This is a genomic window from Streptomyces sp. NPDC043996, from assembly GCF_056435225.1.
On the sequence record NZ_JBWKEY010000004.1, the window covers coordinates 273,183 to 299,685 of the forward strand.

Annotated in this window: 24 protein-coding genes and 2 pseudogenes; 10 read left to right on the forward strand and 16 right to left on the reverse strand. The window is 72.4% G+C overall.

Features of this window, described 5'->3' with window-relative positions; genetic code table 11:
* Positions 1 to 686 precede the first annotated feature (686 nt).
* Positions 687 to 1,076, forward strand: a complete 390-nt coding sequence (locus AC07A4_RS12055) for a DUF6191 domain-containing protein (RefSeq protein ID WP_478596465.1) — start codon at positions 687 to 689, stop codon at positions 1,074 to 1,076.
* A 59-nt stretch (positions 1,077 to 1,135) separates the two neighbouring features.
* The gene (locus AC07A4_RS12060; protein WP_478596468.1) at positions 1,136 to 1,579 is read left to right on the forward strand and encodes a DUF3995 domain-containing protein; all 444 of its coding nucleotides are present in this window, start codon (positions 1,136 to 1,138) and stop codon (positions 1,577 to 1,579) included.
* 81 nt (positions 1,580 to 1,660) lie between these two features.
* On the opposite strand, the gene AC07A4_RS12065 is transcribed toward AC07A4_RS12060, so the two are convergent.
* The 6 genes from AC07A4_RS12065 to AC07A4_RS12090 all read right to left on the reverse strand — a co-directional run bounded on the left by AC07A4_RS12065 (position 1,661) and on the right by AC07A4_RS12090 (position 8,487).
* Positions 1,661 to 2,242: a histidine phosphatase family protein gene (locus AC07A4_RS12065; protein ID WP_478596470.1), complete on the reverse strand. Its 582-nt coding sequence runs from the start codon at positions 2,240 to 2,242 to the stop codon at positions 1,661 to 1,663.
* 112 nt (positions 2,243 to 2,354) lie between these two features.
* Complete coding sequence (locus tag AC07A4_RS12070; protein ID WP_478596473.1) at positions 2,355 to 3,419, reverse strand: ABC transporter permease; 1,065 nt, start codon at positions 3,417 to 3,419, stop codon at positions 2,355 to 2,357.
* On the reverse strand, positions 3,416 to 4,381 hold the full coding sequence (locus AC07A4_RS12075; RefSeq protein ID WP_478596476.1) for an ABC transporter permease: 966 nt from the start codon (positions 4,379 to 4,381) through the stop codon (positions 3,416 to 3,418). The genes AC07A4_RS12070 and AC07A4_RS12075 overlap by 4 nt, the downstream gene beginning before the upstream one ends.
* Positions 4,374 to 5,933, reverse strand: coding sequence for a sugar ABC transporter ATP-binding protein (locus AC07A4_RS12080; protein ID WP_478596478.1), 1,560 nt, complete (start codon positions 5,931 to 5,933; stop codon positions 4,374 to 4,376). The genes AC07A4_RS12075 and AC07A4_RS12080 overlap by 8 nt, the downstream gene beginning before the upstream one ends.
* Before the next feature lies 1 nt (position 5,934).
* Complete coding sequence (locus tag AC07A4_RS12085) at positions 5,935 to 7,089, reverse strand: ABC transporter substrate-binding protein (protein WP_478596480.1); 1,155 nt, start codon at positions 7,087 to 7,089, stop codon at positions 5,935 to 5,937.
* Between the two features lie 339 nt (positions 7,090 to 7,428).
* On the reverse strand, positions 7,429 to 8,487 hold the full coding sequence (locus AC07A4_RS12090; protein ID WP_478596483.1) for a LacI family DNA-binding transcriptional regulator: 1,059 nt from the start codon (positions 8,485 to 8,487) through the stop codon (positions 7,429 to 7,431).
* A 210-nt stretch (positions 8,488 to 8,697) separates the two neighbouring features.
* Here AC07A4_RS12090 and AC07A4_RS12095 point away from each other — a divergent pair, with 210 nt between their 5' ends.
* The 4 genes and pseudogenes from AC07A4_RS12095 to AC07A4_RS12110 all read left to right on the forward strand — a co-directional run.
* Complete coding sequence (locus AC07A4_RS12095) at positions 8,698 to 11,370, forward strand: PA14 domain-containing protein (RefSeq protein ID WP_478596485.1); 2,673 nt, start codon at positions 8,698 to 8,700, stop codon at positions 11,368 to 11,370.
* A gap of 78 nt (positions 11,371 to 11,448) precedes the next feature.
* Complete coding sequence (locus tag AC07A4_RS12100; protein ID WP_478596487.1) at positions 11,449 to 11,700, forward strand: hypothetical protein; 252 nt, start codon at positions 11,449 to 11,451, stop codon at positions 11,698 to 11,700.
* Positions 11,651 to 11,854: pseudogene (locus tag AC07A4_RS12105) on the forward strand (hypothetical protein); the annotation flags it as partial. The gene AC07A4_RS12100 and the pseudogene AC07A4_RS12105, both read left to right, overlap by 50 nt.
* Before the next feature lie 40 nt (positions 11,855 to 11,894).
* Positions 11,895 to 12,146: pseudogene (locus AC07A4_RS12110) on the forward strand (hypothetical protein); the annotation flags it as partial.
* Between the two features lie 137 nt (positions 12,147 to 12,283).
* Here AC07A4_RS12110 and AC07A4_RS12115 read toward each other — a convergent pair.
* The gene (locus tag AC07A4_RS12115; protein ID WP_478596489.1) at positions 12,284 to 13,420 is read right to left on the reverse strand and encodes a PQQ-dependent sugar dehydrogenase; all 1,137 of its coding nucleotides are present in this window, start codon (positions 13,418 to 13,420) and stop codon (positions 12,284 to 12,286) included.
* A gap of 389 nt (positions 13,421 to 13,809) precedes the next feature.
* Between AC07A4_RS12115 and AC07A4_RS12120 the strand changes: the two genes are divergently transcribed.
* From AC07A4_RS12120 to AC07A4_RS12130, 3 genes are all read left to right on the forward strand, one after another.
* Positions 13,810 to 14,349 carry a hypothetical protein gene (locus AC07A4_RS12120; RefSeq protein ID WP_478596491.1) on the forward strand — a complete coding sequence of 180 codons (540 nt, stop codon included), beginning with the start codon at positions 13,810 to 13,812 and terminating at the stop codon, positions 14,347 to 14,349.
* Positions 14,350 to 14,491: 142 nt separating this feature from the next.
* Complete coding sequence (locus tag AC07A4_RS12125) at positions 14,492 to 16,828, forward strand: molybdopterin cofactor-binding domain-containing protein (RefSeq protein WP_478596493.1); 2,337 nt, start codon at positions 14,492 to 14,494, stop codon at positions 16,826 to 16,828.
* A gap of 14 nt (positions 16,829 to 16,842) precedes the next feature.
* Entirely contained in the window at positions 16,843 to 17,319 is a 477-nt protein-coding gene (locus AC07A4_RS12130; protein WP_478596496.1) for a (2Fe-2S)-binding protein, read from the forward strand.
* Between the two features lie 437 nt (positions 17,320 to 17,756).
* Here the strand turns inward: AC07A4_RS12130 and AC07A4_RS12135 are convergent, their stop codons facing one another.
* From AC07A4_RS12135 to AC07A4_RS12150, 4 genes are all read right to left on the reverse strand, one after another.
* Complete coding sequence (locus AC07A4_RS12135) at positions 17,757 to 18,356, reverse strand: lytic polysaccharide monooxygenase auxiliary activity family 9 protein (RefSeq protein ID WP_478596499.1); 600 nt, start codon at positions 18,354 to 18,356, stop codon at positions 17,757 to 17,759.
* Positions 18,357 to 18,524: 168 nt separating this feature from the next.
* The gene (locus AC07A4_RS12140; RefSeq protein ID WP_478596501.1) at positions 18,525 to 18,656 is read right to left on the reverse strand and encodes a hypothetical protein; all 132 of its coding nucleotides are present in this window, start codon (positions 18,654 to 18,656) and stop codon (positions 18,525 to 18,527) included.
* Entirely contained in the window at positions 18,653 to 19,573 is a 921-nt protein-coding gene (locus AC07A4_RS12145) for a hypothetical protein (RefSeq protein ID WP_478596504.1), read from the reverse strand. The genes AC07A4_RS12140 and AC07A4_RS12145 overlap by 4 nt, the downstream gene beginning before the upstream one ends.
* 77 nt (positions 19,574 to 19,650) lie before the next feature.
* On the reverse strand, positions 19,651 to 19,995 hold the full coding sequence (locus tag AC07A4_RS12150) for a peptidase inhibitor family I36 protein (protein WP_478596506.1): 345 nt from the start codon (positions 19,993 to 19,995) through the stop codon (positions 19,651 to 19,653).
* Between the two features lie 411 nt (positions 19,996 to 20,406).
* On the opposite strand from AC07A4_RS12150, the gene AC07A4_RS12155 reads away from it, so the two are divergent.
* Positions 20,407 to 21,114 carry a phosphatase PAP2 family protein gene (locus AC07A4_RS12155; protein WP_478596508.1) on the forward strand — a complete coding sequence of 236 codons (708 nt, stop codon included), beginning with the start codon at positions 20,407 to 20,409 and terminating at the stop codon, positions 21,112 to 21,114.
* 31 nt (positions 21,115 to 21,145) lie between these two features.
* Here AC07A4_RS12155 and AC07A4_RS12160 read toward each other — a convergent pair whose 3' ends face one another.
* The 5 genes from AC07A4_RS12160 to AC07A4_RS12180 are packed head-to-tail and all read right to left on the reverse strand — an operon-like array spanning position 21,146 to position 26,501.
* A complete protein-coding gene (locus tag AC07A4_RS12160; protein WP_478596511.1) occupies positions 21,146 to 22,471 on the reverse strand; it encodes a glutamate-1-semialdehyde 2,1-aminomutase in 1,326 nt (441 codons plus the stop codon).
* Positions 22,472 to 22,478: 7 nt separating this feature from the next.
* Positions 22,479 to 23,030, reverse strand: coding sequence for a dTDP-4-dehydrorhamnose 3,5-epimerase (rfbC, locus tag AC07A4_RS12165; RefSeq protein ID WP_478596512.1), 552 nt, complete (start codon positions 23,028 to 23,030; stop codon positions 22,479 to 22,481).
* Complete coding sequence (locus AC07A4_RS12170; protein WP_478596514.1) at positions 23,027 to 24,250, reverse strand: polysaccharide pyruvyl transferase family protein; 1,224 nt, start codon at positions 24,248 to 24,250, stop codon at positions 23,027 to 23,029. Before AC07A4_RS12170 ends, rfbC begins: the two co-directional genes overlap by 4 nt.
* Positions 24,247 to 25,194 (reverse strand): glycosyltransferase family 2 protein, encoded by a 948-nt coding sequence (locus AC07A4_RS12175; protein ID WP_478596516.1) that lies wholly within the window; start codon positions 25,192 to 25,194, stop codon positions 24,247 to 24,249. The genes AC07A4_RS12170 and AC07A4_RS12175 overlap by 4 nt, the downstream gene beginning before the upstream one ends.
* Positions 25,191 to 26,501, reverse strand: a complete 1,311-nt coding sequence (locus tag AC07A4_RS12180) for a hypothetical protein (protein WP_478596519.1) — start codon at positions 26,499 to 26,501, stop codon at positions 25,191 to 25,193. The genes AC07A4_RS12175 and AC07A4_RS12180 overlap by 4 nt, the downstream gene beginning before the upstream one ends.
* Between the last annotated feature and the right edge of the window lie 2 nt (positions 26,502 to 26,503).

Here is a 26,503-nt window from a genome sequence, read left to right on the forward strand (position 1 = left end):
GCGTCCCCCTGGCCCCTGTGTGGCGGGATGCGGCTGATGCTCCCCTCGGCCAACAAATCGGACATCGGGGTGCGCGGGGCGTCCAGGTGAGGAAATTAGGCGGGGGCCATCCCGATGGACGGGTCGATCACCGGCTGGATGAGGAGTTCACCGGTGCCTGCCTGTTCCAGGGCGGTGATGCGGGTGAGGACCGTGTCGCGAGCCCGGGGTTCGTCGCGGCGTCCGCGTCGAAGTCACTGGCCAGGGAGATCACGTACGGGGTGCCGGGGACGGGCTCGACCGGCTGGACGGTCCATTCCTGGAGGAACGGGGGATACAGCGGGCGGTCGGTGTTGACGGGAAGGCCGTGCTCGACGGTGTGTTCGCGAGCGTCCGTTGAAGGGCGCGAGGCCGCCAAGCTGAGCGCGGCGGGAAGCGTACGGGCGCCCTTGACGGCAACGGCAATGCTTCGCGCCCCGCGCGAGCCGCCCCATCCACAAACTGACCTCCCCCCGGCGCTCCTCCACGCGGTGGATCTCCCTGGGCGGCCCCTCCCTCGCATGGGGGAGGCGGATCATGCGCGGGCCTGATCCCCGGGCGCCGAGCGCGCAGAACAGTGAACCCATGGCCATCAGCGAGACGCGTCCCACGAGCGCGGAAGCCAGCCCCGAGCAGGAACCATCCGTGATGGTGACGAGGGGCCCGCTGTGACGATCTGGCTCATGTCGTTCCCGGCGTTCGCGTGCCTGTTGGCCCTGTTCGCCCTGGTGGAGAGCGCGTGGCGATGGTTCACCGGGCTGGGCCTGATCCCGTGGGTTCGCAAGCGCACGGGTCGGTCGCTGTCGAACATCGCCTTCGACGAATTCACGGCGGTCGTGAACGGCAACAAGACGGCCGAACTGGAGCAGCGGCGGGTGGAACTGCTGATGCGGGACGACGAGAGCGATGGCGCGCCACCCCGCTCCAGCATCGACCTCACCCAGGGCACCGCGTTCATCGTGTTGCCACGGGAACAGGAGCTGGGACAGGGGCAGGCGCAGGGGCAGGAAGCTGATGGCTCGCGTTCTGCGGGACGCGCCCGTGAGGGCCTTCGGTGAGACGCCACCCAGAGGGCACAGGTGCGGCGCCGTCCACGCTGTGGGGGCGTATCGCATGCTTGTGGGCGGTCGCGTTCGCCGGGTTGCACGTCTACTGGGGCGTCGGCGGTGAGGTGGGGCTCAGCGTCTCGGCCGGTCCGCTCGCCTCCGAGCGTCCCTTGTGGTTCGTCGTGGCCGGTTTGTGGGGTGTGGGTGTGCTCTGTCTGCTCGGGGCCCTGCTGGCCTGGCTGCTCGCCGGGTCCGGGCTGCGGGCTGTTCCCTCTCTGCTGGCGCGGCGGCTGGGGTGGGGCGTCAGTGTCCTTCTCTTGGCGCGCGGCATCGGTGTCGAGGTGCTGCTGCTGACCAGCACGGCGAAGCTCGACTCCTCGGTGAGCCCGGAGCAGCGGGCCTGGACGCTGGCGCTCTGGAACCCCTGGTTCATCGCCGGAGGGCTGGCCTTCGGCCTCGCCGCACTTCGCTTCCGTGGGCACAGGGACGTGGCACCGCCCCGGTCGGGGGCTTGATGGGGCCGGACCGGCCCGTTCGAGTGGCTGGCCGAACGCCAAGCCCTCGCGCCTGGCAGCTGGCCTGTCCCCACGGGGAGTTCACTCCTCGCTAGCGCCCGTCCCGGTAGGGCCCCAACGCAGGTTCCACCGACCAGCCCGGCCGGTCAGCTGGACGGCGGCCAGCGGGGGCACGTCGACGCGCCAGAAGGAGTGGTACGGAGCGCTCAGCGCGTGGAGGACCGCGGCCCGTGCCACGGCCTGCTCCACGACCGCACCGACGCGCCCGGCGCCGTCCGGGAGTTCGTCCAGCCACGCGGCGATCCGCCCGCACAGCTCGGCCACGGACTCACCGCCGTGCGGCGCGGCTCGCGGGTCGGTCAGCCAGGCCGCGAACGCCTCCGGTTCACCGGCGGCCAGCTCAGCCACCGTCCGGCCGTCCCAGCGGCCCATGTCGAGGTCTCGCAGTGCCGGTTCCACGGTTGCGTTGTTCCAGGTCAGGGCTTCGGCCGTCTGGCGGCACCGCTGTGAGGGTGCGGTGTACCGGGTTCCGGCCATCGTCCGGAGCGCCTCGGCAGCGGTACGCGTCCGCCGCAGCGCCCGTTCGTCGAGGGGTACGTCACCGACGCGCACGTCGCGTCCCGACGGTGCGGCGGCGCACAGCAACGTCAGCCGGACCGTCATGCGCCGCCCTCTCCGTCGAATCGCCGTGGGACGAATCCACCTGGTCGGCTCATCGTAGGTGGTGTACGGACGCCCTGTGTCCCGGCGTGTCGACGCGGGCGGCGCCCTCTCGCTACAGCACTCCGCGTCTGCGCCCGAGCCAGGTCTGCGCGACCACGACCGTCGCCAGGAAGCCCCCGGAGACCACCTGTTGGTAGGCCGAGTCCAGGGAGCCGATCTGGTTGATGACGTTCTGGATGACCTTCAGGAGGAGGACGCCGACCAGGGAGCCGCTGAGGAAGCCGAAGCCGCCGGACAGGAGGGTGCCGCCGATGACGACCGCCGCGATGGCCTCCAGTTCCAGGCCGGTGCCGAGGATGGTGACGCCGGAGGCCAGCCAGGCGGCGTTCAGCGCGCCCGCCAGGCCCGCGCACAGGCCGGACAGGGTGTAGACGGCGGTCTTCGTGCGGGCCACGGGCGCGCCCATCAGCGCGGCCGCGTCCTCGTTCCCGCCCACCGCGTACACGTACTGGCCGAAGCGGGTGCGGCGCAGTGCCAGCGCGCCCGCCACGTACAGGGCGGCCGTGATCCAGACCGGTGCGCCGACGCCGAGGAGTTCGCCCTGGCCGAGGGTGGCGAAGAAGGAGTCCTGGTCGACGAGGTAGGTGCGCGCCCCTTCGTCGGTGACGGCGAGGAGGATGCCGCGCGCGCCGAGCAGCGCGGCGAGCGTCACGATGAACGGTGCGAGCCGCGAGCGCGCGATGAGCAGGCCGTTGACGAGGCCGATCAGGCCGCACACGGCCAGCGGAAGCAGCAGCGCGACGGCCGATCCGTACCGTGAGCCCCACGCGGCGAGGACGCCGCCGAGCGCGAACAGGGAGCCGACCGACAGGTCGATGCCGCCTGCGACGATCACGAAGGTCATGCCGAGCGCGACCACGGCGAGGAACGCCGAGGACACCGCCATGTTCTGGAGGTTGCCGGTCGTCATGAACGTGTCGAAGCTCAGCCACGCGGCGAACACCGCGAGGACCAGGGTGACCAGGGCGCCGTGCTGTTGAGCCAGGGCGCTCAGGCGCTCGGTACGGGTGGCGCCCGGCAGCTCGGCCGGGCTCGGCGCCGGAGCGGGCGGGGCGGTGTCGTGGCCGTCGTCGGCGTCTGCGGTGCCTGCGGTGCCTGCCGTGGTGTCGAGCGTCATCGCCTGCCCCTCTCGCGAGCCGCGTACACGGCGAGGACGATCACCACGGCCTGCGCGATCTGGGTCCACGACGGCGACACGTCGTGCTTGATGAGCGTGGCCGTGAGCAGCTGGATGAGGACGGCGCCCGCGACGGTGCCACCGACGCGGACCCGACCGCCGCTCAAGGGCGTGCCGCCGACGACGACCGCGGTGATCGCGGACAGCTCCATCAGCGTGCCGAGCGACGTCGGGTCGCTCGCGGTGAGCCGGGCCGTGGCGAGGACGCCCGCGACCGCGGCGAGGGCGCCGCAGGCCGCGTACACGAGGAGGAGGACGCGGCGCACCGGCAGGCCCGCGAGGCGTGCGGCCGGGCGGCTGTCGCCGATCGCGACGAGCTGTCGCCCGAAGGCGGTGCGGCGCACGACGAACGCGACGAGCAGCGCGAGTGCGGCCGCGACCAGGACGAGGTAGGGCACGCCGAGGAGGTCGCCGGAGCCCAGGGATGCCATGGTCGGGTCGCGGACGTCCTTCAGCTGGGGCAGCAGGACGTTGGCCAGGCCCCGGCAGGCGACCATCAGGGCGAGCGTGGCGACGATGGGCTGGACGCCGACGAAGGCGACGAGCGCGCCGTTGACCAGGCCCACGGCGACGCCGCCGAGCACCGCGACCAGGACGGCGACCGCCATCCCGTAGCCGAGGTAGAGCGAGACGAGGGACGTCGACAGGGCCATGACCGAGCCGACGGACAGGTCCACGCCCTCGCTGCCGATCGCGAGGGCCATGCCGAGCGCGACGATGAGGACGGGGGCGACCTGCACGGCCTGGGTGCGGAAGTTCTCGCCGGACAGGAAGTGCGGGGTGATCGCGACATTCACCAGGAGCAGCACCGCGACGCCGAGGTACACGCCGTGGCTCTGGAGCAGCCGCAGTGCGCGCTCGCGGTCGAACCTGGGGTGGTCCAGGGCGAGTTGGTCAGCCATCGCCGCCTCCGGCGGGCGGCGCGGCGGGGGTGGCCGCGAGGGCGCGCAGGAGGCGGTCCTCGGTGACGGCGTCGCCGGTCAGCTCCTCGACGACGGCGCCGTCCTTGAGGACGACCACCCGGTCGCTGCCCTCGATCAGCTCCTCCATGTCGGACGAGATGAGGAGCACCCCGAGCCCGTCGCGCGCCAGTTCGTCGACGAGCCGCTGCACCTCGGCCTTCGCGCCGACGTCGATGCCCCGCGTCGGCTCGTCCAGGAGCAGCACCTTCGGGTTCAGCGCGAGCCAGCGGGCGAGGAGGACCTTCTGCTGGTTGCCGCCGGACAGCTCGCCGACCTTCTGGTGCGGCCCCGAGGCCTTGATGCGCAGGCGTTTCATGAACGTGTCGACGATGTTGTCGACGCGGGCCTCGTCGACCAGGCCGAGGCGGGTCAGGCGCGGCAGCGCGGCCAGGGCGATGTTCTCGCGGACCGAAAGGCCCGGCACGACGCCCTCGGCCTTGCGGTCCTCCGGGAGCAGGCTGATGCCGGCGCGGATCGCGGCGGGCAGGGAGCCGGTGCGCAGCGGCGTCCCGGCGACGGTCACCCGGCCCGCGTCCGGCACCAGCGCGCCCGCGATGGCCTTCGCGGTCTCGCTGCGGCCGGAGCCGAGCAGCCCGCCAAGGCCGACGACCTCGCCGGGGCGGATGGATACGGATACCGCGTGTAGCTGGTGACGGATCGTCATACCAGCGACTTCAAGGACTGGTTGGGCATCTGGGTCGTGCCGTCCGCTGAACTGGGTGACTCCCTGGGCGCGGACCTCTCCCGCCGTGCGGCCGAGCATCAGGGACACCAGGTCCAGCCTGCTGAGTGCGTCGAGGGGCCCGGTGTGCACGGCCTTGCCGTCCCGTAGCACGGTGACCGTGTCGCACACCTCGTACAGTTCGTCCAGGCGGTGGCTGACGTAGATCACCGCGATGCCGCGCTCGCGCAGGGTGCGGATCACCCTGAACAGGGTGCGCACCTCGCGCGGTTCGAGGGACGACGTGGGCTCGTCCATGACGACGACGCGCGCGTCGACGGCCACCGCGCGGGCCAGGGCGACCATCTGCTGGGCGCCCACGCCGAGCTCCCGCAGCGGGCGGCGCACGTCGACGCGGATGCCGAGGGCGCGGAGCGCCTCGTCGGCGAGGCGGTGCGCGCGGCGGAAGTCGATGAGCCCGAGCGGGCCGCGCGGCTCCCGGCCGAGGAAGAGGTTGCGGGCCACGCTGAGCAGCGGGACCAGGTTGACCTCCTGGTAGATGGCGGAGATGCCCGCCTGCCGGGCGGCGAGCGGCGTCGCGAACCGCGCCGGCGTGCCACGGTAGGTCAGCTCGCCCGCGTCGGGCCGGTACACGCCGGTGAGGACCTTGATGAGGGTGGACTTGCCCGCGCCGTTCTCGCCGACCAGGGCGTGCGCCTGGCCCGCGCGGGCCGTGAAGTCGACGCCGTCCAGGGCGCGTACGCCGGGGAAGGACTTGGTCAGGCCGCGCGCGGACAGCACGTCGGCGGGTGGCGCCTGGCATGACGTCATGTCAGTACGCCTTGTCCAGTCCGGACTTGGCGTTGTCCTTCGTGTATTCGCTGTCCTTGATGACGATCTTCCGCGCGACCTCGCCGCCCCGCGTGAAGGTGTCCAGGGTCCGCAAGGCCAGCGGGCCGAAGCGCGGGTTGGACTCGATGACGGCGTCGATCCAGCCGTCGACGATGCCGCGCACGGCGTTGCGGGTGCCGTCGATCGTCACGATCTTCACGTCCCCTGCCTTCTTGCCCGCGCCCTTGAGGGCGCCCACCGCGCCGAGGCCCATCTCGTCGTTCTCCGCGTAGATCCCGCTGATGCCGGGCTTGGACTGGATGAGCTGCTCGGTGACCTGCTGGCCCTTCTCGCGGGCAAATTCACCGGTCTGCTTGAAGACGACCTTCAGGCCGGGGGCCTTCGCCTTGAGCCGCTGCTCGAAGCCGCGGGTGCGTTCGGTGGTGACGTTGTTTCCCGCCGTGCCGAGCAGGACGGCGATCTCGCCCTTGCCGCCGGTGGCCTCGATCATGCGGTCGGCGGCCCGTCTGCCCTGTTCCTCGAAGTCGGAGCCGATGAAGCTGACGTAGTCCTCGCAGGCGGTCGCGTTGATCTTGCGGTCGATGGTCACGATGGGGAGGTGCTTGGCGCGGGCCTGGCGCAGCACCGGCTCCCAGCCGTCGGAGTTCAGCGGCGCGATGACCAGCACGTCGGCGCCTTTGGTGATCAGGTCCTGGACATCGCTGATCTGCTTGGAGAACTGCGACTGGGCGTTGGCGGTGAGCAGGGTGACGCCGCGCTTCTCCGCCTCGGCCTTGAGGGAGGCGGTCTCGGCGATGCGGAACGGATTGGCTTCCTTCTCGGACTGCGAGAAGCCGACGGTGGCGTCCTTCAGGTCGAGCTTCTTGCCGCCGTAGTCGCCGATGACGCAGGTCTCGCCGCCGCCCGCGCCGGGCTCCGAGACCGCTTGGCCGTCGCCGCCTCCGGCGGCCGCGGAGTCGGACTTCTCGGAACCCGCCGAGCCCGCGGAGTCGGCGGAGTCGGCGGAGTCGGCGGAGTCGGCGGAGTCGGTGCCGTCGTCCTCGGACTTGGCGCATCCGGCGGCGAGCGCGGCGGCCACGACGACAGCGAGCAGGGCGCTGGCGGGTGTGCGGCGGTGGCGTGCGATGGGCTTCATGGCGTCCCCAAACGGCGCGGCCCTGGCGCTGAGAGCGCTCCCAGGGAGGATCGGCAGAGGCGGTCGATGAAGTGGCGTCGCGTGACGGTCGTGGGGGGGGTGGGCGGCGCCCGTAGTCGACGGGACGTGCTGGGCGCGGTCGTACGTCGTTGAGTCGTACGTCGTTGAGTCGTACGTCGTCACGTCATACGTCGTCACGTCGTACGTCGTTCAGGGGAGGGTTTTACATCGTTGGAAGGACGCTGTAAACCCTCCGCGCACACAGCGGGCGCCCGCGTGCCCGTTCGGGCAGACGGGCGGCGGGCGTGGCCGCCACACCGCCGCCTGGGGGTGCCGTCCTCAGCGCCGACCGAGCGTGCTCTCCCGCTCCACCAGCCGGAACTCCGCGGTGAGTTCACGCCCGGAAACGTCCTGACCGGCCCCGTCCTGCCCTGATCCGTTCCGCTCGGACGCGTCCCGCCCCTGCGGCAGGCGGCGCAGCAGCGACGCCACCGCAAGCCGCGCGATGGCCTGCTTGTCCGGCGCGATGGTGGTCAGGGTCACCGCCCCGAACCGCCCCTCCGCGATGTCGTCGAAGCCGACCACCGCGACGTCCCACGGCACCCTGAGGCCTCGCTCGTGGAGCACCCGCATCGCGCCGATCGCCACCAGGTCGTTGTACGCGAACACCGCGTCCGGCCGCACCCCGGCGTCCAGCATCGCGGCCATCGCCTGCGCGCCGTCGTCCCGGTTCCAGCCGCCCACCGCGCCGACCAGCGCCTCCGGGGCGGGGATGCCCGCCTGCGCCAGCTCGGCACGCCAGCCTTGAAGGCGCAGGTGGGCGGGCCTGTTCGTGGAGTCGGTGCGGGCGCCGAGGTAGGCGATGGCGGTGCGGCCGCGGCCGATGAGGTGGCGCACGGCGGCGCGGGCGGCGGCGACGTTGTCGATCGCGATGTGGTCGTACGGCACGTCGTACTCGCGCTCGCCGAGCAGCACCAGGGGCACGTCGTCGTCGCGGCCGCGCAGGTCCTCCGCCTCGAGCTCCAGCGGACTGAGGATGAGGCCGTCGATGACACGGGCCCGGAACCCCTGGCTGACCAGGATCTCCTGGCGGCGCTCGCCGCGGGTGTGGTCGAGCAGGACGGTCAGGTCGTGCTCGGCGGCCGCGTCGATGACCGCGCCCGCCAGTTCGGCGAAGTAGGGGTTGCCGAGCTCGGGCACGGCCAGGGCGATGATGCCCGTACGGCCCTTGCGCAGATGACGGGCCGTCATGTTCGGGCGGTAGCCCAGCTCGTCGATGGCGCCCTGCACCCGGGCCCGGGTCGCCGGGGTGACGTGCTGGTAGTTGTTCACGACGTTCGAGACCGTCTTGATCGAGACGCCCGCGCGTTCGGCGACGTCCTTCAGGCTGACCCGCAACGGATCCCCTCCCCCACGATGTGCCCCGTCCACCGGGGTGTTTGTCATGACCCTGGACAGCCCGCCGGTGCCGTGCTGTCATGCCAACGGTCGCCCCTTCCAACGTTGTACAGACTCGTTGTACCGACTGGAGCGACGCGCCGCCACCCTTCCTCAGCAAGCCTCAGGACGCCTCAACAAGCCCCGGCAAACCCCGGCAAGGAGGAACACGTGCGCCCTCGAAGATTCCGACGACTCAGAGACCGGCTGGCCCTGGCACTCGCGGCCGCCCTCGGTGCCGCGTGCCTCACCGCGGTCGCCCCCGCCACGGCCTCCGGTGACGCGCAGCCCGCCGCCTCGGCCGCGGCCGATGACCCGGCCCCGGCCCCGGTCCACGGGCTCAAGGGCGAGTACTACACGGCGTCCGCGCCCGGCGCCTTCGACTTCCACGACCTGAAGGCCACCGGCCTGGACCCGAACCTCGACTTCGACAACCTCGAACCGCGCCTGGCCTTCGCCACCGGGCGCTCCGACGACGTCAGCGTCCGCTGGACCGGCAAGGTCGTCCCGGAGCAGTCCGGCGCCCACACCTTCTCGATGATCGGCGACAACGGCTTCCGGCTGTGGATCGACGGCCGACTCGCCATCGACCACTGGGTCGACGACTGGGACAAGGAGCAGACCGCGCGGCCCGTGGAGCTGACGGCGGGCGAGGAGTACGCCATCAAGGTCGAGTACTTCGAGCACTACGGCGGCTCCCACCTGCGGCTGCGCTGGAGCGAACCCGGCGGTTCCAAGGAGCCCGTGCCCCGCTCGACCCTGCGCCTGCCCGACGGCTGGGACTACGACGGCGCGAGCGCCGCCACCGTCGGCAAGGACGGCCGCACCCTGAAGCTCGACTTCCCCCGCCCCCTCGCCGCCCCGCCCAGGGACCTCCTCCCCCACGTCCAGGCCGTCATCGGCGGCGCCAAGTGGCCCCTTGACTCCGCCCGCCTCGACCCGGCAGACCCGCGCGCCCTGCTCATCGCCCTCAAGGAACCCGTCGTCGGCAACAAGACCGGCACCGCCCGCGGCACCGCCGACCTGCGTTACGACGGCAAGGGCGGTCTGACCAGCGCGGACGGCGACCCCATCGGCGCGTTCTGGAGCAGCGGCCCCAACACCTCCACCCACGAGCTGCGCACCCGCTGGGCCGATGACGTCGGCCCCGGCAACGCCCACCCCGAATACCCCCGCCCGCAGCTCCGGCGCGCCAACTGGCAGAACCTCAACGGCCGCTGGCAGTTCGCCGCCGCCGAGCGCGGCGAGAAGCCACCCGTCGGCGAGACCCTCGGCGAGCGCATCCTCGTCCCCTACCCCGTGGAGTCGCAGCTCTCCGGCGTCCAGCGGCACGAGGACCGCATGTGGTACCGCCGCACGTTCACCGTCCCCCAGGGCTGGGACGTGGGCCGCGCCCGCGACGAGCGGCGCCTGAAGCTGAACTTCGGCGCCGTCGACTGGCACGCCCAGGTGTACGTCAACGGCACCAGGGTCACCGAACACAAGGGCGGCTACGACAAGTTCAGCGCCGACATCACCGACGCCCTGCGGCCCGGGCGCACCCAGGAGCTCATCGTCGGCGTGTACGACCCGACCGACGCGCCCGACGGCGAGAACCCGCCCATGGGCAAGCAGCGCCTGGACCCCGGCGGCATCTGGTACACGCCGTCGTCCGGCATCTGGCAGACGGTGTGGCTGGAGCCCGTCGCCGCCGACCACGCCGACTCCCTGAAGATCACCCCGGACGTGCCGAAGCGGGAGGTCACCGTCGAGCCGCGGGGCGTCCGCGCGGGAGTGCCCGTGACGGCGACGGCGTACGCGGGCAAGACCAAGGTCGCCGAGGCCCGCGGCCAAACCGGGCGGCCGCTGACCCTCTCGATCGCCGAGCCGCGCCTGTGGTCACCGGACGACCCGTTCCTGTACGACCTGAAGGTCACCCTGGGCGGCAAGGACCGCCCCGACCGGATCAGCGGCTACTTCGGCATGCGCTCCGTCGCCGTACAGAAGGTCGACGGCACCCCGCGCACCGTACTCAACGGCAAGCCCGTCTTCCTGATGGCCACCCTCGACCAGGGCTTCTGGCCCGACGGCCTGCACACCGCGCCCACCGACGAGGCCCTCGCGTACGACCTCAAGGCGCACAAGGCGATGGGCTTCAACTCGGTGCGCAAGCACATCAAGGTGGAGCCCGACCGGTGGTTCTACTGGGCGGACCGGCTCGGCCTGATGGTGTGGCAGGACATGCCGTCCACGCGGGCGGGCCGCACCCCCGACACCGCCGCGCGGGCCCAGTTCGAACGCGAGCTCAAGGAGATGATCGACGAGCACGCGAGCAGCCCCTCGGTCGTCATGTGGGTCACCTTCAACGAGGGCTGGGGCCAGTACGACGTGGCCCGCGTCACCGACCAGGCCAAGGCGTGGGACCCGACGCGCCTCGTGAACGGCATGTCCGGGCTCAACCTCGGCGCCGACGGCACCACCGGCGACATCATGGACGAGCACGGCTACCCCAGCCCGGCCCTGCCGCCGCACCCCGACGGCAGACGCGCCCTGGTCAACGGCGAGTACGGCGGCCTGGGGCTCGCGGTGCCGGGACACGCCTGGTCCGTGCAGCAGAGTTACGTCGACGTGGACCCCGCGACGTACACCGACGACTACCTCGCCAAGCTCAGGGAGGTCCGCGCCCTCGCCTGCAAGGGCGGCAACGGCGCCGTCTACACGCAGATCGCCGACGTGGAGGGCGAGCTGAACGGCCTGCTCACCTACGACCGGAAGGTCGTCAAACCGAACGTGCCACGGCTGCGCGCCGCCCACGAGGCGCTGATCCGCGACGCCTCCCAGTCTCCCGTGGCGAACTGCCCCTGACCTTGACCCGCCCGGGGCGGGCCCCTCACAGCGGGCCCGCCCCCTCCGTCTCACCCATCCCCGCGAAGGGCTGAGCTGATGACAGTCTCACGACGTGGCGTGCTCCGCACCAGGACCGCCACCGCCGCGGTCACCGCACTCGGCGGGGCCGCACAGCGAGCCACCGCGACCACACCGGACCCCACCACCGTCGCCCCCGACGCCTTCACCCGGCTGCCCGTGGGCAGCATGACCGCGCGCGGCTGGCTCGCCGGGCAGCTGCGCCTCCAGCGGGGAGACCCAGGGCAAGGGTGCCTTCGACACCAGTTGGGTCGCGCTGCGCTGGGGTGACGGCATCGACGTCGCGCGCTGGCTGCACGACCGTACCGGCGAGGCGTTCCTGGCGCGCCTCGTCGTCAAGACGCACCACAACGGCGCCGACTGGACCGGGCCGCCGCCCTCCGCGCACCACGTGAACATCGCCCAGGGCTTCCGCGAGCCCGCCAGTACGCGCAGTGGGCGGCCGAGGGCGGCGAGGACCTGCGAGCCCCGCACGCAGCCGCGCGGCCGTGGAGACGGTCACCCTCATCCCGATGGGCGCGGCCCGGCTGCGCATCACCGCCTTCCCCACCGCCACCCCCGACGGCCACCCCTGGACGCTAGAGCCGCGCCACCACCGCCTCCAGAACAAGCACAGCGGCAAGGTGCTCGGCGTGGACCGGATGTCCACCCAGAACAGCGCCCAGGTGGTGCGGTTCGCCGACAACGGGACGGAGGACCATCTGCGGCGGCGCGTGGAGCCTTGACGGGCCGCTGGGGCGCGCCGAGACCGGACTGGGGCACGGCGCCGGGGCGGCGCCGCCCGCGCTGGTCCGGTAGCGCATCAGGCCCGCCGCCTCCGAGGGCGGCGGGCCCACGCGTCCCGTGGTGGCCGTTACGCCGGGTCGATGCGGGCGATGGTGCCCCCGAGGTCGAGCACGTACAGCTCGCCGCGGCCGCCCTGGACGAAGGAGATGACCTCGCCGCCGTTGACGCCGAGGTCGCTCACGCCGGTGACCTGGCCGTCGTCGATGCGCAGGGCGCGGACGGTGCCGTCGCAGTAGTCGCTGAACACGTACTGGCCCCTGAGGGCCGGGATGGCCTTGCCCCGGTAGACGAAGCCGCCGGTCACGGAGCAGCCGAGGCCGGTGCGGTCGTATTCGTGGACCGGTGGCACGTGGTTCGCGGGCTCGGTGCCGCCCCGGAAGGGGTGCCTGCCCTCCATCTGGGACCAGCCGTAGTTCTCGCCGCCGTCGCTGTCGGCCGGGGCCCAGTCGATCTCCTCCCAGTCGCTCTGGCCGACGTCACCGATCAGCAGGTCGCCCGTGCCCGCGTCGAAGGAGAACCGCCACGGGTTGCGCAGCCCGTACGCCCAGATCTCGTCCTTGGCCTTCGGGTCGTCCACGAACGGGTTGTCCGGCGGGATCGCGTACGGCTTGCCGCCGCGCGGGTCGATGCGCACCAGCTTGCCGAGCAGCGTGTCGAGGTTCTGGCCGTTGCCGTGCGGGTCGCCGCCCGCGCCGCCGTCGCCGAACGCGATGTAGAGGTAGCCGTCGGGGCCGAACTTGATGTCGCCGCCGTTGTGGTTCGCGTACGGCTGCGTCTGGGTGAGGACGGTGCGCCGGGTGTCCTTCTGGATGCGGCCGTGGCGCACGGCGAACTCGTCCACGGTGCTGGTGCCCTGGAGGTCGGTGAAGGAGATGTAGAAGTGCGCGAACCGCTTGTCGAACGCGATGCCCAGCAGGCCGCGTTCGCCGTCGGTGGTGGTCTCCTTGGTGATGTCGAGGACGGGCCTGCTGAGCCCGTGCGGCCCCAACACCTTGACCAGGCCTTCGCGTTCGGCTATCCACACCGTGCCACCGGGTCCGGCCGCGCCGGCGGTCGGGTGCACGGCCGTGGCCACCTTCGTGAGCGCGACCTTCGGCGGCGGAGGCGGTGCGCCGGGCTCGTCGGCCGAAGCCGTGGTCAGGGCGAGGGAGGCGACGAGGCAGAGAGCGCCGACGATCGCCGAGCTTCTGGTACGAACGTTCACCGTGATCCTCCTGGAGACGGCGAGTGGGGGGGCACCCGGCTGCGCTCGGCAGAGTGGGGAGGGTTCGGCCACACCGGTACGCGACCTGGGTGGGGGTGGTGCGCTACGGGCCACTGGTGAGGTTACCGGGACGGAAGACGTTGGTATAGGCCAACGGTCGTCGTCTTGCGGGTCCCCGGCCAGGTTGCGCACAGCGTCGTCGTACCGCGAGTCGTCGCACCGTGAGTCGCCGTACACAGACGCGAGTTGAGTACCTCGGCCCTGTCCGTCGGCACGGCTGTTCGGATGGGATCGGGGCCATGCCGACACCTTCCGCTTCCGCTGAGCCTTCCGACGCGCCCGCCGCTCCCTCTCCTCCGTCCCCGCGGCCTCGTGGGCGCGGCTGCCTGGTGGCGGCCGTAGTCGGCGGCGCCGTGGCCGTCGCCGGTGGGGTGTCCCTGTATCAGGCCTGGGAGGACGTGGCGGGCGGTCCGGTGCGGTCGGTCTACGAGTACGAGGAACGCAAACGCGTGACGATGGAGGCGGGGGTGCGCGTCATCGGGCAGCTCAGGCCCGAGCCCCGGTTGACCGGCGCGCTGCCCGGCGCGACGCCGGAGGACACGGCGGAGACCGACACGAGCACGTCCTGTGTGGACGATCTCGGCGTCGACGACAGCGACGTCACGCGTGAGCAGCTGGCCTTCTCCTGGGACCTGACCTTCGACAGCCCGGGCGACTACCGCGCGGCGGTGCGGCGGCTGCGCGAGGAGTGGGTTTCCGAAGGCCGGTCGGTACGGGCCGTGCCCGCCCCGGGGAAGGGCGAACCCGGCCACGGCCTCCCTGGGATCGCGACCACCGACGACGGCGTCGACCTCGTCCTCGCCCCGGACAGTTACAGCGGCGAGCCGGTGGTGCGGGTGGATGGCGGCTGCGTCCGCCACCGCTCCTGAGCGCGACCGGCAGGGTGGCCGGGTGGCCGCGAGGGTGGCCGACGACTGTCTGGCAGGTCTTGATCATCTCGCGTACTGTGCGACAGCGCGTGGCCACTCTGGCCCGGGCGGCCCATGAGGCAGCGGGGAGAGGAATCCGTCGATGAACGGCGCAGAGCGACCGACGCGGGCGCGCTCCGGTGAACCCGCCCTGGACAGACGCCGGTTCCTCGGATACGTCCTCGCGGCCCCGACCCTGGTGGCCGCCGCCGAGCTCCTCCCGGCCGCACCGGCCCGGGCCGACGTCGCCTCGGCGGAGGTCGCCGCCGCGGAGATCCCCTCGGCGGACATCACCGACCTGCTCGACCTCAACGACGTGATGACCGCGGCGGCCCTGCCGACCTCGGGTCTGATCACGGTCCGGGTCCACGACGACGGCACCGTGTCCCTGGCGCTGCCCCGGGCCGAGGTGGGGCAGGGCATCACCACCTCGACGGCCATGCTGATCGCGGAGGAGATGGACGTGCCGCTGGAGCGGGTACGGGTCACCTTGGCCGACGCACGGCCGGAGTTGCTCTTCAACCAGCTGACCGGGGCGTCGAACACGACCATCTCGACGTACACCCCGGTCCGGGTCGCGGCCGCCGTCGCGCGCGGGCGGCTGCTGCGGGCCGCGTCGACGGCGCTCGGCGCGGCGGTCAGCGAGCTCACGCTCAAGGCGGGAGTCGTCACCGGTCCCACGGGCCGGAGCATCGGCATCGGCGCCCTGGCCGAGAGCGCCGCGAGCGTCCGGACGGAGCGAGTCGCCGTCGACCTCAAGCGGCGGGACGAGTTCAGCGTGATCGGTACGCCGCGGCGCAGGATCGACGCGCTCGAAGCCGTCACCGGGCGCAAGAAGTTCGCGATGGACCTCTCCGTTCCCAACGCCCTGCCCACGATGGTGTGCCGCCCGCCGACGATCAACGGCAAGGTCGAGTCGGTGGCCAACGCCGACGACGTCCGCGCCATGCCGGGTGTCACCGACGTCGCCGTGATCTCCACGGGCGTGGCGGTGCGTGCCCGCACGTTCGGCCAGTGCGTCGACGCGGTGCGGGCGCTGCGGGTGTCCTGGCGGCCGGGCAGCGCGGAGGGCAAGTCCGACGCGTCCGTGCTCAAGGCGTTGCGGGCCGCCGAGCCGCCGATGGGCCTGCCGCCGCTCACTCCGAGCGTGGAGGGCCGGTTCACCTTCCACTTCCGCAGCAACAGCGCGCTCGAACCGAACTGCGCGATCGCCGACGTGCGGTCCGACCGCGCCGAGATCTGGTCGAGCCTCAAGGCGCCGATCGTCGCGAAGGAGGCGATCGCCGCCAAGCTGAAGCTGCCACTCAGCGCGGTCACGGTGCACGTCACCGAGGGCGGCGGCTCCTTCGGGCGCAAGCTGTTCTTCGACGCCGCGCTTGAAGCCGTCGAGGCCTCCCAGAAGTTCGGCAAGCCGGTCAAGCTGATGTGGCACCGCGCCGACGACTCCCGGCAGGGGCGCACCCACCCCATGGCCACGTCCCGGGTGCGCATCGACTACGTCGGCGACACGGTCGTCAGCTACAAGCAGCGGCACACCAGTGTGTCCACCGACTTCGGCCACGGGCTCGGCGAACTGCTCACCGCGATGGCCGCGAAGCTGCCGGTGGGTGACATGGCGTTCTCCCAGACGTTCTTCCACCTCACCCAGTCGATGCCCTACCAGTTCGGCGTCCACAGCCGCCTGCTGAACGAGACCGACAAGAGCTTCAACACGGGCAGCATGCGCAATGTCTACTCGCCCGACGCCACCTGCGCCCGTGAACTCCTCGTCGACCAGCTGGCGGCGAAGATGGGCAAGGACCCCTTGCGGTTCCGCCGGGACTTCCTCCGCGACGACCGGGCGGTCGCGGTCCTGGAGAAGGCCGCCGAGGCCGGTCACTGGGGCCGGTCACTGCCCGACGGCATGGCGCAGGGCATCGCCTTCCACTCCGAGTACCACGCCGTCAGCGCGGTCCTGGTGGAGATCGACTGCCGCCCCGAGACCGTCAACCGTCCGATCCGCGACGGAGTGGGCGGGCCGCGGGTCACCAAGGCCGTCGTCGCCGTGGACGTGGGCCTCGCCGTCAACCCCCGGGGGCTCGAGGCGCAGATGATGGGCTGCCTCATGGACGGCATCGCCCTCACCCTGACCTCAAGCCTGCACCTGCGCGACGGGTACTTCCTGGAAGCCAGCTGGGACAACTACTTCTACACCCGGCAGTGGAACACACCGCCCGAGCTGAAGGTCATCGTCATGCCGACGACCACCGGCAAGCCCGGCGGCGCCGGAGAACTGGGCGTCGCCGCCTCGATGGCCGCGGTCGCCTGCGCGTACGCGCGCGCCACGGGCACGATGCCCACCACCTTCCCCATCAACCACGGCACGCTCTCCTTCGAGCCCAAGCCGACCGTCCCGCCCATCCCCCCGTCCCCGACCGACGGTCTGGACCACGCCCGCTGACTCAAGGAGTTTCCGTGCCCGAGCACACTTTCCGCCTCAACGGCGAACGCGTCACCGTCGAGGTGGAAGACGACGTGCGGCTGCTGTGGGTGCTGCGCGACATCCTGGGCGTCACCGGGCCCAAGTACGGCTGCGGCATCAACGTCTGCAAGGCGTGCACCAGTCACCTCAACGGCAAGGCCGTCAACCCCTGCGCGATCCCGGTGAAGAACCTGAAGCCGGGCGACGAGGTCACCACGATCGAAGGCCTGCCCGCCACCGTCGGGGCCGAGCTGCACCCCATGCAGGAGGCCTGGCTCGACCAGGACGTGGCCCAGTGCGGCTACTGCCAGCCGGGGCAGATCATGGCGGCCGTCGCCCTGGTCCGCCGCGCCGCGGAGGAAGGCCGCACCCTCACGGACGCCGACCTCGACGGCATCCGCAACATCTGCCGCTGCGGCACCTACGTCCGCATCCGGGACGCCATCAGGGCTGGGGCCGAACGTATGTGACGGGGGGTTTGCCGGGTGGGGGCGCTCCTGCGCGTGCCCCGGGGCTGGGCGGCACGCCCTGTCCGGGCACGAGCGAGGCTCACCAGGCGGGCAGTGAAATCCTCGTGGGCCTGGTCGATGAACTGGTGGCGGTGTGGGGCAGGAAACCGGCATGGGGGTACGGCGGGACGGCGGATGTCGTTGACTACGCCCGGCGTACTGGCGTTCCGGTACGGGTCCTGTGGCCGGAGGGCGCGAGCCGGTGACTTGTGTACCGGCCCGCTTCGCCTGGACGGCCCGCATCCCCCGAGAGGTGCGGGCCGTCGGCGTGTCCGGGCGGGGTGACGAGGTCGGCCCAGCCAGGCAGCGGCCGCGCTCGGAGCCCCCTGGAAGTGTCGGGCCACCCCTACCCGCTGGGGAGGGAGTGGCCGCGTACGGGTCCTCGGCGCGGGCAGGGGTCAGAAGCGTACGTCCGAGCAGGCGTAGAAGGCGTTGCCGGTGTCGGCGATGGTCCAGACTCCGAGGATGAGGTGCTTGCCGGTCTTCTGGGGCAGGGTTCCGGCGTGAGAGACGGTCGAGCCGGGGACGCGGCCGCCGAAGGCCACCGTGAGGAACGGCTGCGGGTCCAGGTCGGCCCTGGTCAGGGGCTTGGTGGAGTCCCAGCCGTCCTTGGTGATGTAGTAGCGGAAGTCGGTGGTGGCGTGGCGGGCGGTGATCCGCCAGACGAAGGTGTGGCTCTGGCCCGCCGTCAGGTTCGAGGTCGGCCAGTTCCCGCCTCGCGGGTCGTCCAGTTCGTGGAAGCGTCCGACGCCGCCCGAGCAGATGTTGCCGTCGGCGGGCCCGCGCGCCGGGAATCCCTTGGGGCCTTCCACGCTCTGCGGCTCCCACTGGATCTGTCCGCAGTCGCGGACGGGGCCGCCGCTGCGGCACAACTGCTGGCGGCTGACGGGCGAGTCGGTGTAGCCGTGGCCCTGGGCGCTGCCGCCGGTGGCGAGCACCGCCGATCCGGCGAGGCCGAAGCCGAGGAGTAACGAGGTGAGCTTCTTGCGCTTGCGCATGGTGTGCTCCCGTGGTCCGAGGGTGCGGGTGGGGGGACGCACACCTCGGATGCGCTGCCGGATCGAAGCCGGGTCGAACGGCGAGGAAGTGGCGGCAGCACGGAACCAACCGGAGGGCGCGCGCCCGGCGCGGTCTAGACCAAGTCTGAGCGTAGCCCTATGGGTTGGTCATGTCCATACCAATTGAGGCTCTGTCGGATCGCGCCGCTCCCGCTCCAAGTCCAGGTCCAGTTCCGGCTCCCGCTCCCGCTCCAGCTCCAGCTCCAGCTCCGGCTCCAGTACTGGCTCCGGTCCCCTCACCGGCCCTCCCTGAGCGAAGCCAACGCCTCGTCGCGCCGTTCGCGATACGTGGCGATCTCCCGGGCGTTCTCCCGGGCCACCCGCTCCCGGTACCGCCGGTCGAGGCCGCGGATCAGCCGTGCCCGGCCGGTCTTCTTGTCGCAGGTGGCATCGGCGACAGCGATCTTGAGTTCGCGCTGGCGTAGCTCGCCCGTGCTCCCGCGCCCGCGCGCATAGCCGTCGAGGGCGGCCGACCTCGCCCGGGCGGGGTCGGGGTAGGAGTGCCCGGCGGCGCTCATGCACCGCTTCCAGGCGGCGTTCGCCGAGGTGACCTTGGGGTCGGCGAGGAGGTAGCGGTCGACGTCGGCGGCGAGGTTGGCCGCCACGAGGTTCGCGACCATCCACGTCTTCAGGTCGCCGTAGAGGCGCTCCTGCGCGCGGGCGTTGCAGCCGTCCGCGTACATGAACGTCACGCTTCCGTCGGGGAGTTCGGCGCTCAGCTTGTGCGGGGCGGTGCCGTACAGCGCGGACATGTACCGCTTCCCCGCCTGGGGTGAAAGGGTCCGTACGTAGGCGCCGTTGGGGTCGCGTGCAGGGTGATCGGCGTCCGCGGCCGATCGACCGCCGTAGCCGTCGCGGCGGCGCTGCGCTATCGCGTCCCCGCGCCGGGGGTCGTCCGTCGACTTCAGGGGTGCTTCCCATGTGTTGGGGCGGTACGGCAGGCGCCGTTCGGTCATGCAGGCCGCCGTGAGCCGTTCCTCCGCGTCGAAGAGTCGGCGCTGCTCGGCGTGGGTGCCCTTGAGAGCCGCGATGACCGAACCGTCGGCGGACGCGGAGTCCGACGGTTCGGATCCGCCGCGGCCGCTCGTGCCCGCGCAGGCGGTGCAGGTCATCAGGAGCGCGAGCGCCGCGCAGCCCAGGGTCGCGGAACGGTGCACGGTATCCCTCCGGAGCCGGTGGTGCGCCGGGCGGGCCGCTGCCGACCCGCCCAGGCACGTGGTGGTGACTGAGGACGTCAGCAACGCCAGCGGTTGCTCTCGCCGTCGTCGTTGGGACGGTGCTGGGTCCATCCCTGGCCGCGCGGCAGACAGCCCAGCCGGCGCACGTAGTTCTCCTCGCCGAAGAGAGCGACCGGCCTACCGGTCGTGCCGTTGTTGAACGACGACGAGTCGTCGTTGAAGATCGGCCAGGGCGCCCAGCTCGGGTTGTCTCCCGCGAAGTGGAACACACGGCCGCGATAGCCCGCGTCCCAGTAGACGCAGTAGTTCCCCGGTCGGCAGTTACCCGGAGCCGCGGCCGACTGGGGCGCTTCGGGAGCCGCGGCCCCCGCGGACGGCGCGGTGAGGACTCCACCGCTCACAAGTGCCCCTGCTGCGGCGGCTAGCGCCAGGTGCTTGCGGATGGACAAGGTTCTCCCCCTCCAAGTGAGGCGGTCATCGATACGAGGTGGTGAACCGGCCGGTCGTCTCGTTCGACCATGAGTCGCACGGTGCGGCTCATGGAGCACTCGCACGCCCACAGTGGTGTGTGAGTGCGTCGGTGCGGGGTCGACTCTGGGCGCCAACACGTTGTCCCGCAGCCCGGTTTCACGCTGCGGGACAAAGCCGCGGGACAACGGTTGCGGGGCGTTCGCGGTGTCGGCACAACATGGTTTCGGCAAAGCCCCCTGGCGCCCGCGATCTCGACGTTATGGTGGCACCTACAGACTGATGTTGACGCCCTTGGCCGATGTGAGGGACAAGCTGCCGCGTCAACACGCCGGGGGGCGTTGGTGGGGAATGGTACGGGCCGACCGGCCCCCGAGGCTCTGCCCGCGCCGCTGCGCGCGCCGCTCGCGCTGTTCGCGGCGCTCGCCGCCCTGGTGGTCGTCGCGATCGGGGCCCTGTACGCGGGCCACAGCGAGCCCGGCAGGGTGGACAGGTGGTTCGTCGACCCGACGGCGGACAGCGTGGGGCCGCCGTGGCGGCGCGTCGCCCTGGCCATTGACTTCCTGGGGGAACCCGCGGGGGCGGCGACGCTGGTCGTGGCCGCCGTGGCGGGCTGCCTGCTGCTGCGCCGCCCCCGCGCGGCGGTGCTCGTCGTGGTCGGCGTCAGTCTGACCCTCGGGATGAAGACGCTGCTCAAGTCCCTGGTGGGACGCACCATCCACGGACCCGACAACCTGTCCTACCCAAGCGGGCACACCGCCTTCATCACCGCGCTCGCCCTCGCGCTGGCGCTCCTCGCGGCCGCACTGCTCGGCCTCGGCAGAACGGCCGGGACGGTCCTCGTGCTCGGCGTGGCGCTGGTGTCAGGTGCCGCCATGGGCTGGGCGCAGGTCGCCCTCAGCGCGCACTACCCGACCGACGTCCTCGGCGGGTGGTGCACCGCCCTTGCGGTCGTCCCGGCGAGCGCGTGGCTGGTCGACCGTACGGCCGACCGGCTGGCCGACCGTACGAACGACCGGACGACCGACGCCGGTCAGCGGCAACGCCGCTGACACCGCGCCTCGTCACACCGCGTCCCCTACGTCACGCCAAGCGGCGGAATACCGGTCGCACCGGCCGCCCGGCCAGCCAAGGCGTCGGGTCACCAGCGTCCAGCGCCTTCCGGTACACCGCGCACGCCTGGGCCACCACGTCGACCGTACGGTCGATGTCGGCGTCGTCGAGCGCGCTGCTCACCACGAACGACGGGGCCAGCACCCCGCCCGCCAGGAGCTGACGCAGGAACAGGGTGCGGTACCCCTGCGACGGCTGCCGCTTGTCGTCGAGGGTGGCGAAGACCAGGTTGCTGGCCCGGCCCCGCACGACGAGGTGGTCACCGACGCCCATGGTGGCCGCCGCGTCACGGACACCGGCGGCCAGCCGCTCGCCGAGGGCGTGCAGCCGCGCGGTGACGCCCTCCTCGACGTACGTGCTCTGCACGGCCATCGCCGCCGCCAGGGAGTGCGTCTCCGCGCCGTGCGTCGTCGACAGCAGGAACACCCGGTCGCCGGAGTGGCGCAGGCCGCCTCGCTCCATCAGGTCGCGGCGCCCGGCGAGCGCGGAGACGGCGAACCCGTTGCCCAGCGCCTTGCCGAACGTGGACAGGTCGGGGACGACGCCGTACAGGCCCTGGGCGCCCGCCTCGGACCAGCGGAAACCGGTGATCATCTCGTCGAAGATCAGTACGCAGCCGTGCCGGTCGGCCAGCTCGCGCAGACCGGCGAGGTAGCCGGGCGGAGGCTCGGTGTGGGTGGCGGGTTCCAGGATCAGGCAGGCGATCTCGTCCTGGTAGCGGCTGAGCACCTCCTGTGTGGCGGCCAGGTCGCCGTAGGGGAAGGCCACGGTGAGGTCGGTGGTCGCCGCCGGAATACCGGCGGACATCGGTGTCGTACCGATGAACCAGTCGTCGACGGAGAAGAACGGATGGTCGGCGCAGAGCGCGACCTTCGGGCGCCCGGTGGCGGCGCGGGCGAGGCGCACCGCCGCCGTGGTGGCATCCGAGCCGTTCTTCGCGAACTTCACCATCTCCGCGGTCGGCACCGTCGCCAGGAAGCGCTCCGCGGCCTCGACCTCCACGATGGACGGCCGCACGAAGTTGCTGCCGCGGCCGAGCTCCCGCCGCACCGCTTCGAGCACGCGCGGGTGGGCGTGGCCGAGGCTCACCGACCGCAGCCCGGACCCGTACTCGAGGTAGCGGTTGCCGTCGACGTCCCACACGTGGGCGCCGTGGCCGTGGCTGATGACCGGAGCCAGGTGCTCGGGGTACTGGTCGTCGCCCTTGGCGTAGGTGTGCGCGCCCCCGGGGATGAGGGAGTGCAGCCGCTCGTTCGCCTGCCGCGACCGGGGCAGTTCCCACTCTTCGCTGTCCACGCCGACTTCACCTTTCCAAGTGCTTCAGGACCTCGGCGAGGCTCGGTGCCTCCCGGTCCCGCTGGGACATCGACGTGGCCTCAAGCGGCCAGGGGATGGCGAGCTCCGGGTCGTCGAAGGCGATCGTCACGTCCTCGGACGGATCGTGCGGCCGGTCGATGCGGTACGAGGTGTCGGCGGTCTCCGTCAGCGCCTGGAAGCCGTGCGCGCAGCCCGCCGGGATGTACACGGTCGCCTGTGTGTCGCCGGACAGCTCGAAGAAGGCCCGGCGCAGGTAGGTCGGCGAGTCCGGCCGCAGGTCCACGACGACGTCGAAGACCTTCCCGTACGAGCAGCGCACGAGCTTGGCCTCGCCCGCGCCGGAGCGCAGGTGCAGGCCGCGCAGCACGCCCCGGACGGAGCGGGACACGCTGTCCTGGATGAAGGCGTCCGGGTCGAGCCCCACCGAGCGGACGACGTCGGCGTCGAAGGTGCGGCAGAAGAAGCCGCGTTCGTCGGCGTAGGGCGTCGGCTCGAACAGGTACGCCCCGGCGATCTCCGGGACTTCGGTCGCTTTCATGGAGCCTCCCGCAGGGCGTGGGCGTGGGTGGGGTCGGCCGCCGGGAACAGGGCCGAGGTCAGGGCGGTGAACTGGTGCTCCAGGCGCCGGGCGGCGTCCTCGTTGCGTTCGGCGAGGGTCTGTCGCAGCCGCGCCGAGCGCCGCTCGAGATCCCGGAACTGCTCCAGGAGCCGGTCGGCGTCGACCTCGCGGGCCGGGTGGCAGTAGGCGGCGAGCCCCATCCGCTCCATGAGCGCGTCGCTCTTGGCCGCGTAGCTGAGGGCGAGCGTCGGCGTTCCGGCCTTCAGCGCGCAGACCAGGTTGTGGTAGCGGGTCGCCACCACGGTGTCGGCGGCCGCCGTCTCCCGTATCAGGTCGGCGAGCGAGGTGGCCTCGGCGGCGGTGACCAGGGGCGAGTCCACCGCGTCGAGGATCGCGGCGACCACCGGCGCGTCGCACGCGTCGCCGGTGAGCAGCCGCACCGGCCTGCCGTCCTCGACCAGCGCGCGCACGAACCGGGTCGTTCCCTCGAGGTAGCGCCGGTGGATCTCCTCGGCCCGGGCGCGGTCGTCGTTGCCGCCGTGGAAGGCCATGACGCCGACGCAGACCCGGCCGGGCGGACCCTCGGACGCGCTCGACCGCGGCGTCGGCAGGGCGAAGGCCAGGTCCGGGTAGACCTCGTCGCGCGCGGTGTCCACGCCCATGTCCCGCATCGCGTCGCGCGAGGGGGCGTCCCGGTACGACCGGTACGCGGCCAGGCGTGCCGACCAGCGCACCAGGGCCCGGGTCGGCCGCTCGCCGATCGCTGCGGCACCGACGCTGACCAGCGCCACCCGGGTGCGCAGCAGTCGGCCGCTCGCGCAGAGCAGGAACAGGGAGTACGGGAAGCCCCACGGCCGCAGCGGCAGTGTGGCCTCCAGGACGCCCATGCCTGGCACGATCACCACGTCGTGCCGGCGCACCCAGGCGGCGGTGCGGAAGACGTCGACGAGTTTGCCCAGGCCCTTCCCGGCGATGGCGCCCGCGCGCGAGGCGGTCCGGTACTCCCCCCGGTACCAGTGCAGGCGCGTCGCCGGAATCCCGTACCGGGCCGTGACGACCTCGGGTCCGCCGCACAGCGCGTCCACGGCCGCCTCCGGATGCTGGGCGCGGAGGTAGCCGAGCACGGCCTCCAGCGACCCGTCGTTGCCGAGGTTGCCGGACCCGAGCAGGCCGAACACCCCTACCCGCACCGGAGTCACGGCTGTCGCCCCTCGCGTCCGGCGACGAGGGCGTCCACGGAGACGGTGAGCCGGGACGGGTCGACCGGGGCGCGGTCCTCGACCCGCTCCCCCGCGCCCGGCCGGGCCCGGCTGGCCGCCCACGCGGCGAGGTGGCGGTAGCAGGCGCGCCGGTCGGCCGAGGACAGCGGCGCCCGCCGGATCGCCGAGACGAAGCCCCACACGTACTCGGCGAGCAGCCGGGGCGTCGGGTGCAGCGGGCCCGCCCTGCGCGGGTCCAGGTTGACGCAGCGCGAGCGCTTGGAGGGGTTGGCGCGCTCGGCGCGGGTGGGGTGGTCGCGGCGGAAGTACAGCAGCTCCGGGACCTGGTGGAAGGGCCCGTGCAGGCCGATCTCGGCGACGAACGTGCGGTCCGCGTGGTGGTAGCTGTCGTGCGGCTTGACCCGGCGCAGCACGTCGGCCCGCATGACGCCGTAGAAGTCGTCGCCGCCGGGCTCGAACAGCATGCTGCGGAACCGCTCCGGCGCCTTCGGCGAGTGGGTGGCGAGCCCGTACTCGTAGGGGACCTTCACCTGGCCGTTCTCGTCGATGACCGCCTGGTCGGCGTGCGCGAGGATCACCTCGGGCCGTTCGTCGAGCGCCGCCACGCAACGGCGCAGCAGGTCCCGGGCGTACAGGTCGTCGTGCGAGGCCCACTTGAACAGTTCGCCGTGGCACTGGGTGAACACGTAGTTGTGGTTCGGCGCGGCGCCGATGTTGCGGGGCAGCCGGAGGTAGCGGATGCGCGAGTCCTTCTCGGCGTACCGGCGGCAGATGTCCCGGGTCCCGTCGGTCGAGGCGTTGTCGGAGATGACCAGCTCGAAGTCCTCGTAGGTCTGGCCGAGCAGAGCGTCGAGCGCCTCGGCGAGGTACTCCTCGCCGTTGTACACGGGCAGGCCGATGCTCAGCCGGGGTGGAGCGGTCATGACGTCCTCACTTCGGGGATGGTGTGGTGGTGGTACTCGCGCAGGGCCAGGCGCAGCTGCAGCCACCACACGGCGGAGCCGCAGAGCGTGGCGGCGGCGACGCCCCAGGCGGAGCCGACCGTGCCGCCCAGGGCCGCACCGCCGAGCCCGCCGCCGACGTAGCAGAGGGAGGCGAACAACTGGCAGCGCAGGCTGCGCCGGGCCGCGGCGAGGGCGCGCAGGCCGACCGCCGCGCCGACGCCCAGGCTCGCGCCCGCGACACCGAGCGTGGCGGGCACGATGAGCTCGGAGGCGGAGCGCCAGACGTCGCCGAGCGCGAGCTCTCCGGCCCGGTCGGGGACCAGGAGCAGCGCCGCGCCCCAGAGCAGCGCGGCGGCGGCCTGCCCGCCGCCGAGCAGGAGGCAGAAGGCGCGCAGCCGGTGCGGGGCCCGCCGCAGCACGCGGGCCGCCTCCGCGACGGTGACCAGGGAAAGGCCCATCAGCACGGCGAGGAAGGGGCCGAGCAGGAGTTCGGCGCCCCGGACCACGCCCACCGCGCTGACGCCGACGATCAGGCCGAGGCCGTAGGCCCGCAGCTGGGCCGCGCCGCTGACGCCGACGTTCTCGACCAGGTACCGGGAGCCGAGGTCGCGCTGCTCGCGCAGCCAGGCGCGGGCTCCGGTCAGCTGGGGCCGGATGCCGGACTGGAGGCAGCCGTAGGCGGCGGCCACCGCGGCGGCGGCGCCCCAGGCGAGCACGAAGGCGGCCACGCTGCCCACGCGGGCGGCGACGACCATGGCCGGGATGAGCGCGAGGCCTCCCAGGAGGTCGTTGAGGAACGCCTTGCGCCCGGTTCCCGCGGCGAAGAACGAGAACCGCCAGGCATCCTGAAGGAGCAGCCCCGGCAGCACGACGCCGAGGCAGGCGAAGGCGGGCCCCACCCTGCCGCCGATGGCGAGGCCGACGACGAGGCACGCGGCGCCGACGGCGGCGGCGACCCCGAGCGCGGTCCCCGACGCCCGGGCCGTCGCGGCGCGCCAGGACGCGGTCGACACGCCGCTGAAGCGCACCACGAGCGGGTCGGTGGCCAGGCCGCGGGAGACGCTGAGGACCACGCCGTAGGTCACCCAGGCCAGGCTGAACACGCCGAACGCGGACAGGCCGAGGGAGCGGGCCACGTAGATGCCCACCGCGAAGTTGGTCATGCTGCAGACCGCCTGGTCGGCGAGGCCCCAGGACAGCCGTCCGACCATGGCGCGCTTGGCGGTGCGCCGGGCGGGTGCGGCCCCCTCCGCCGGTGTCGTCGGCTGCTCGCCCTCGGTGGACATCG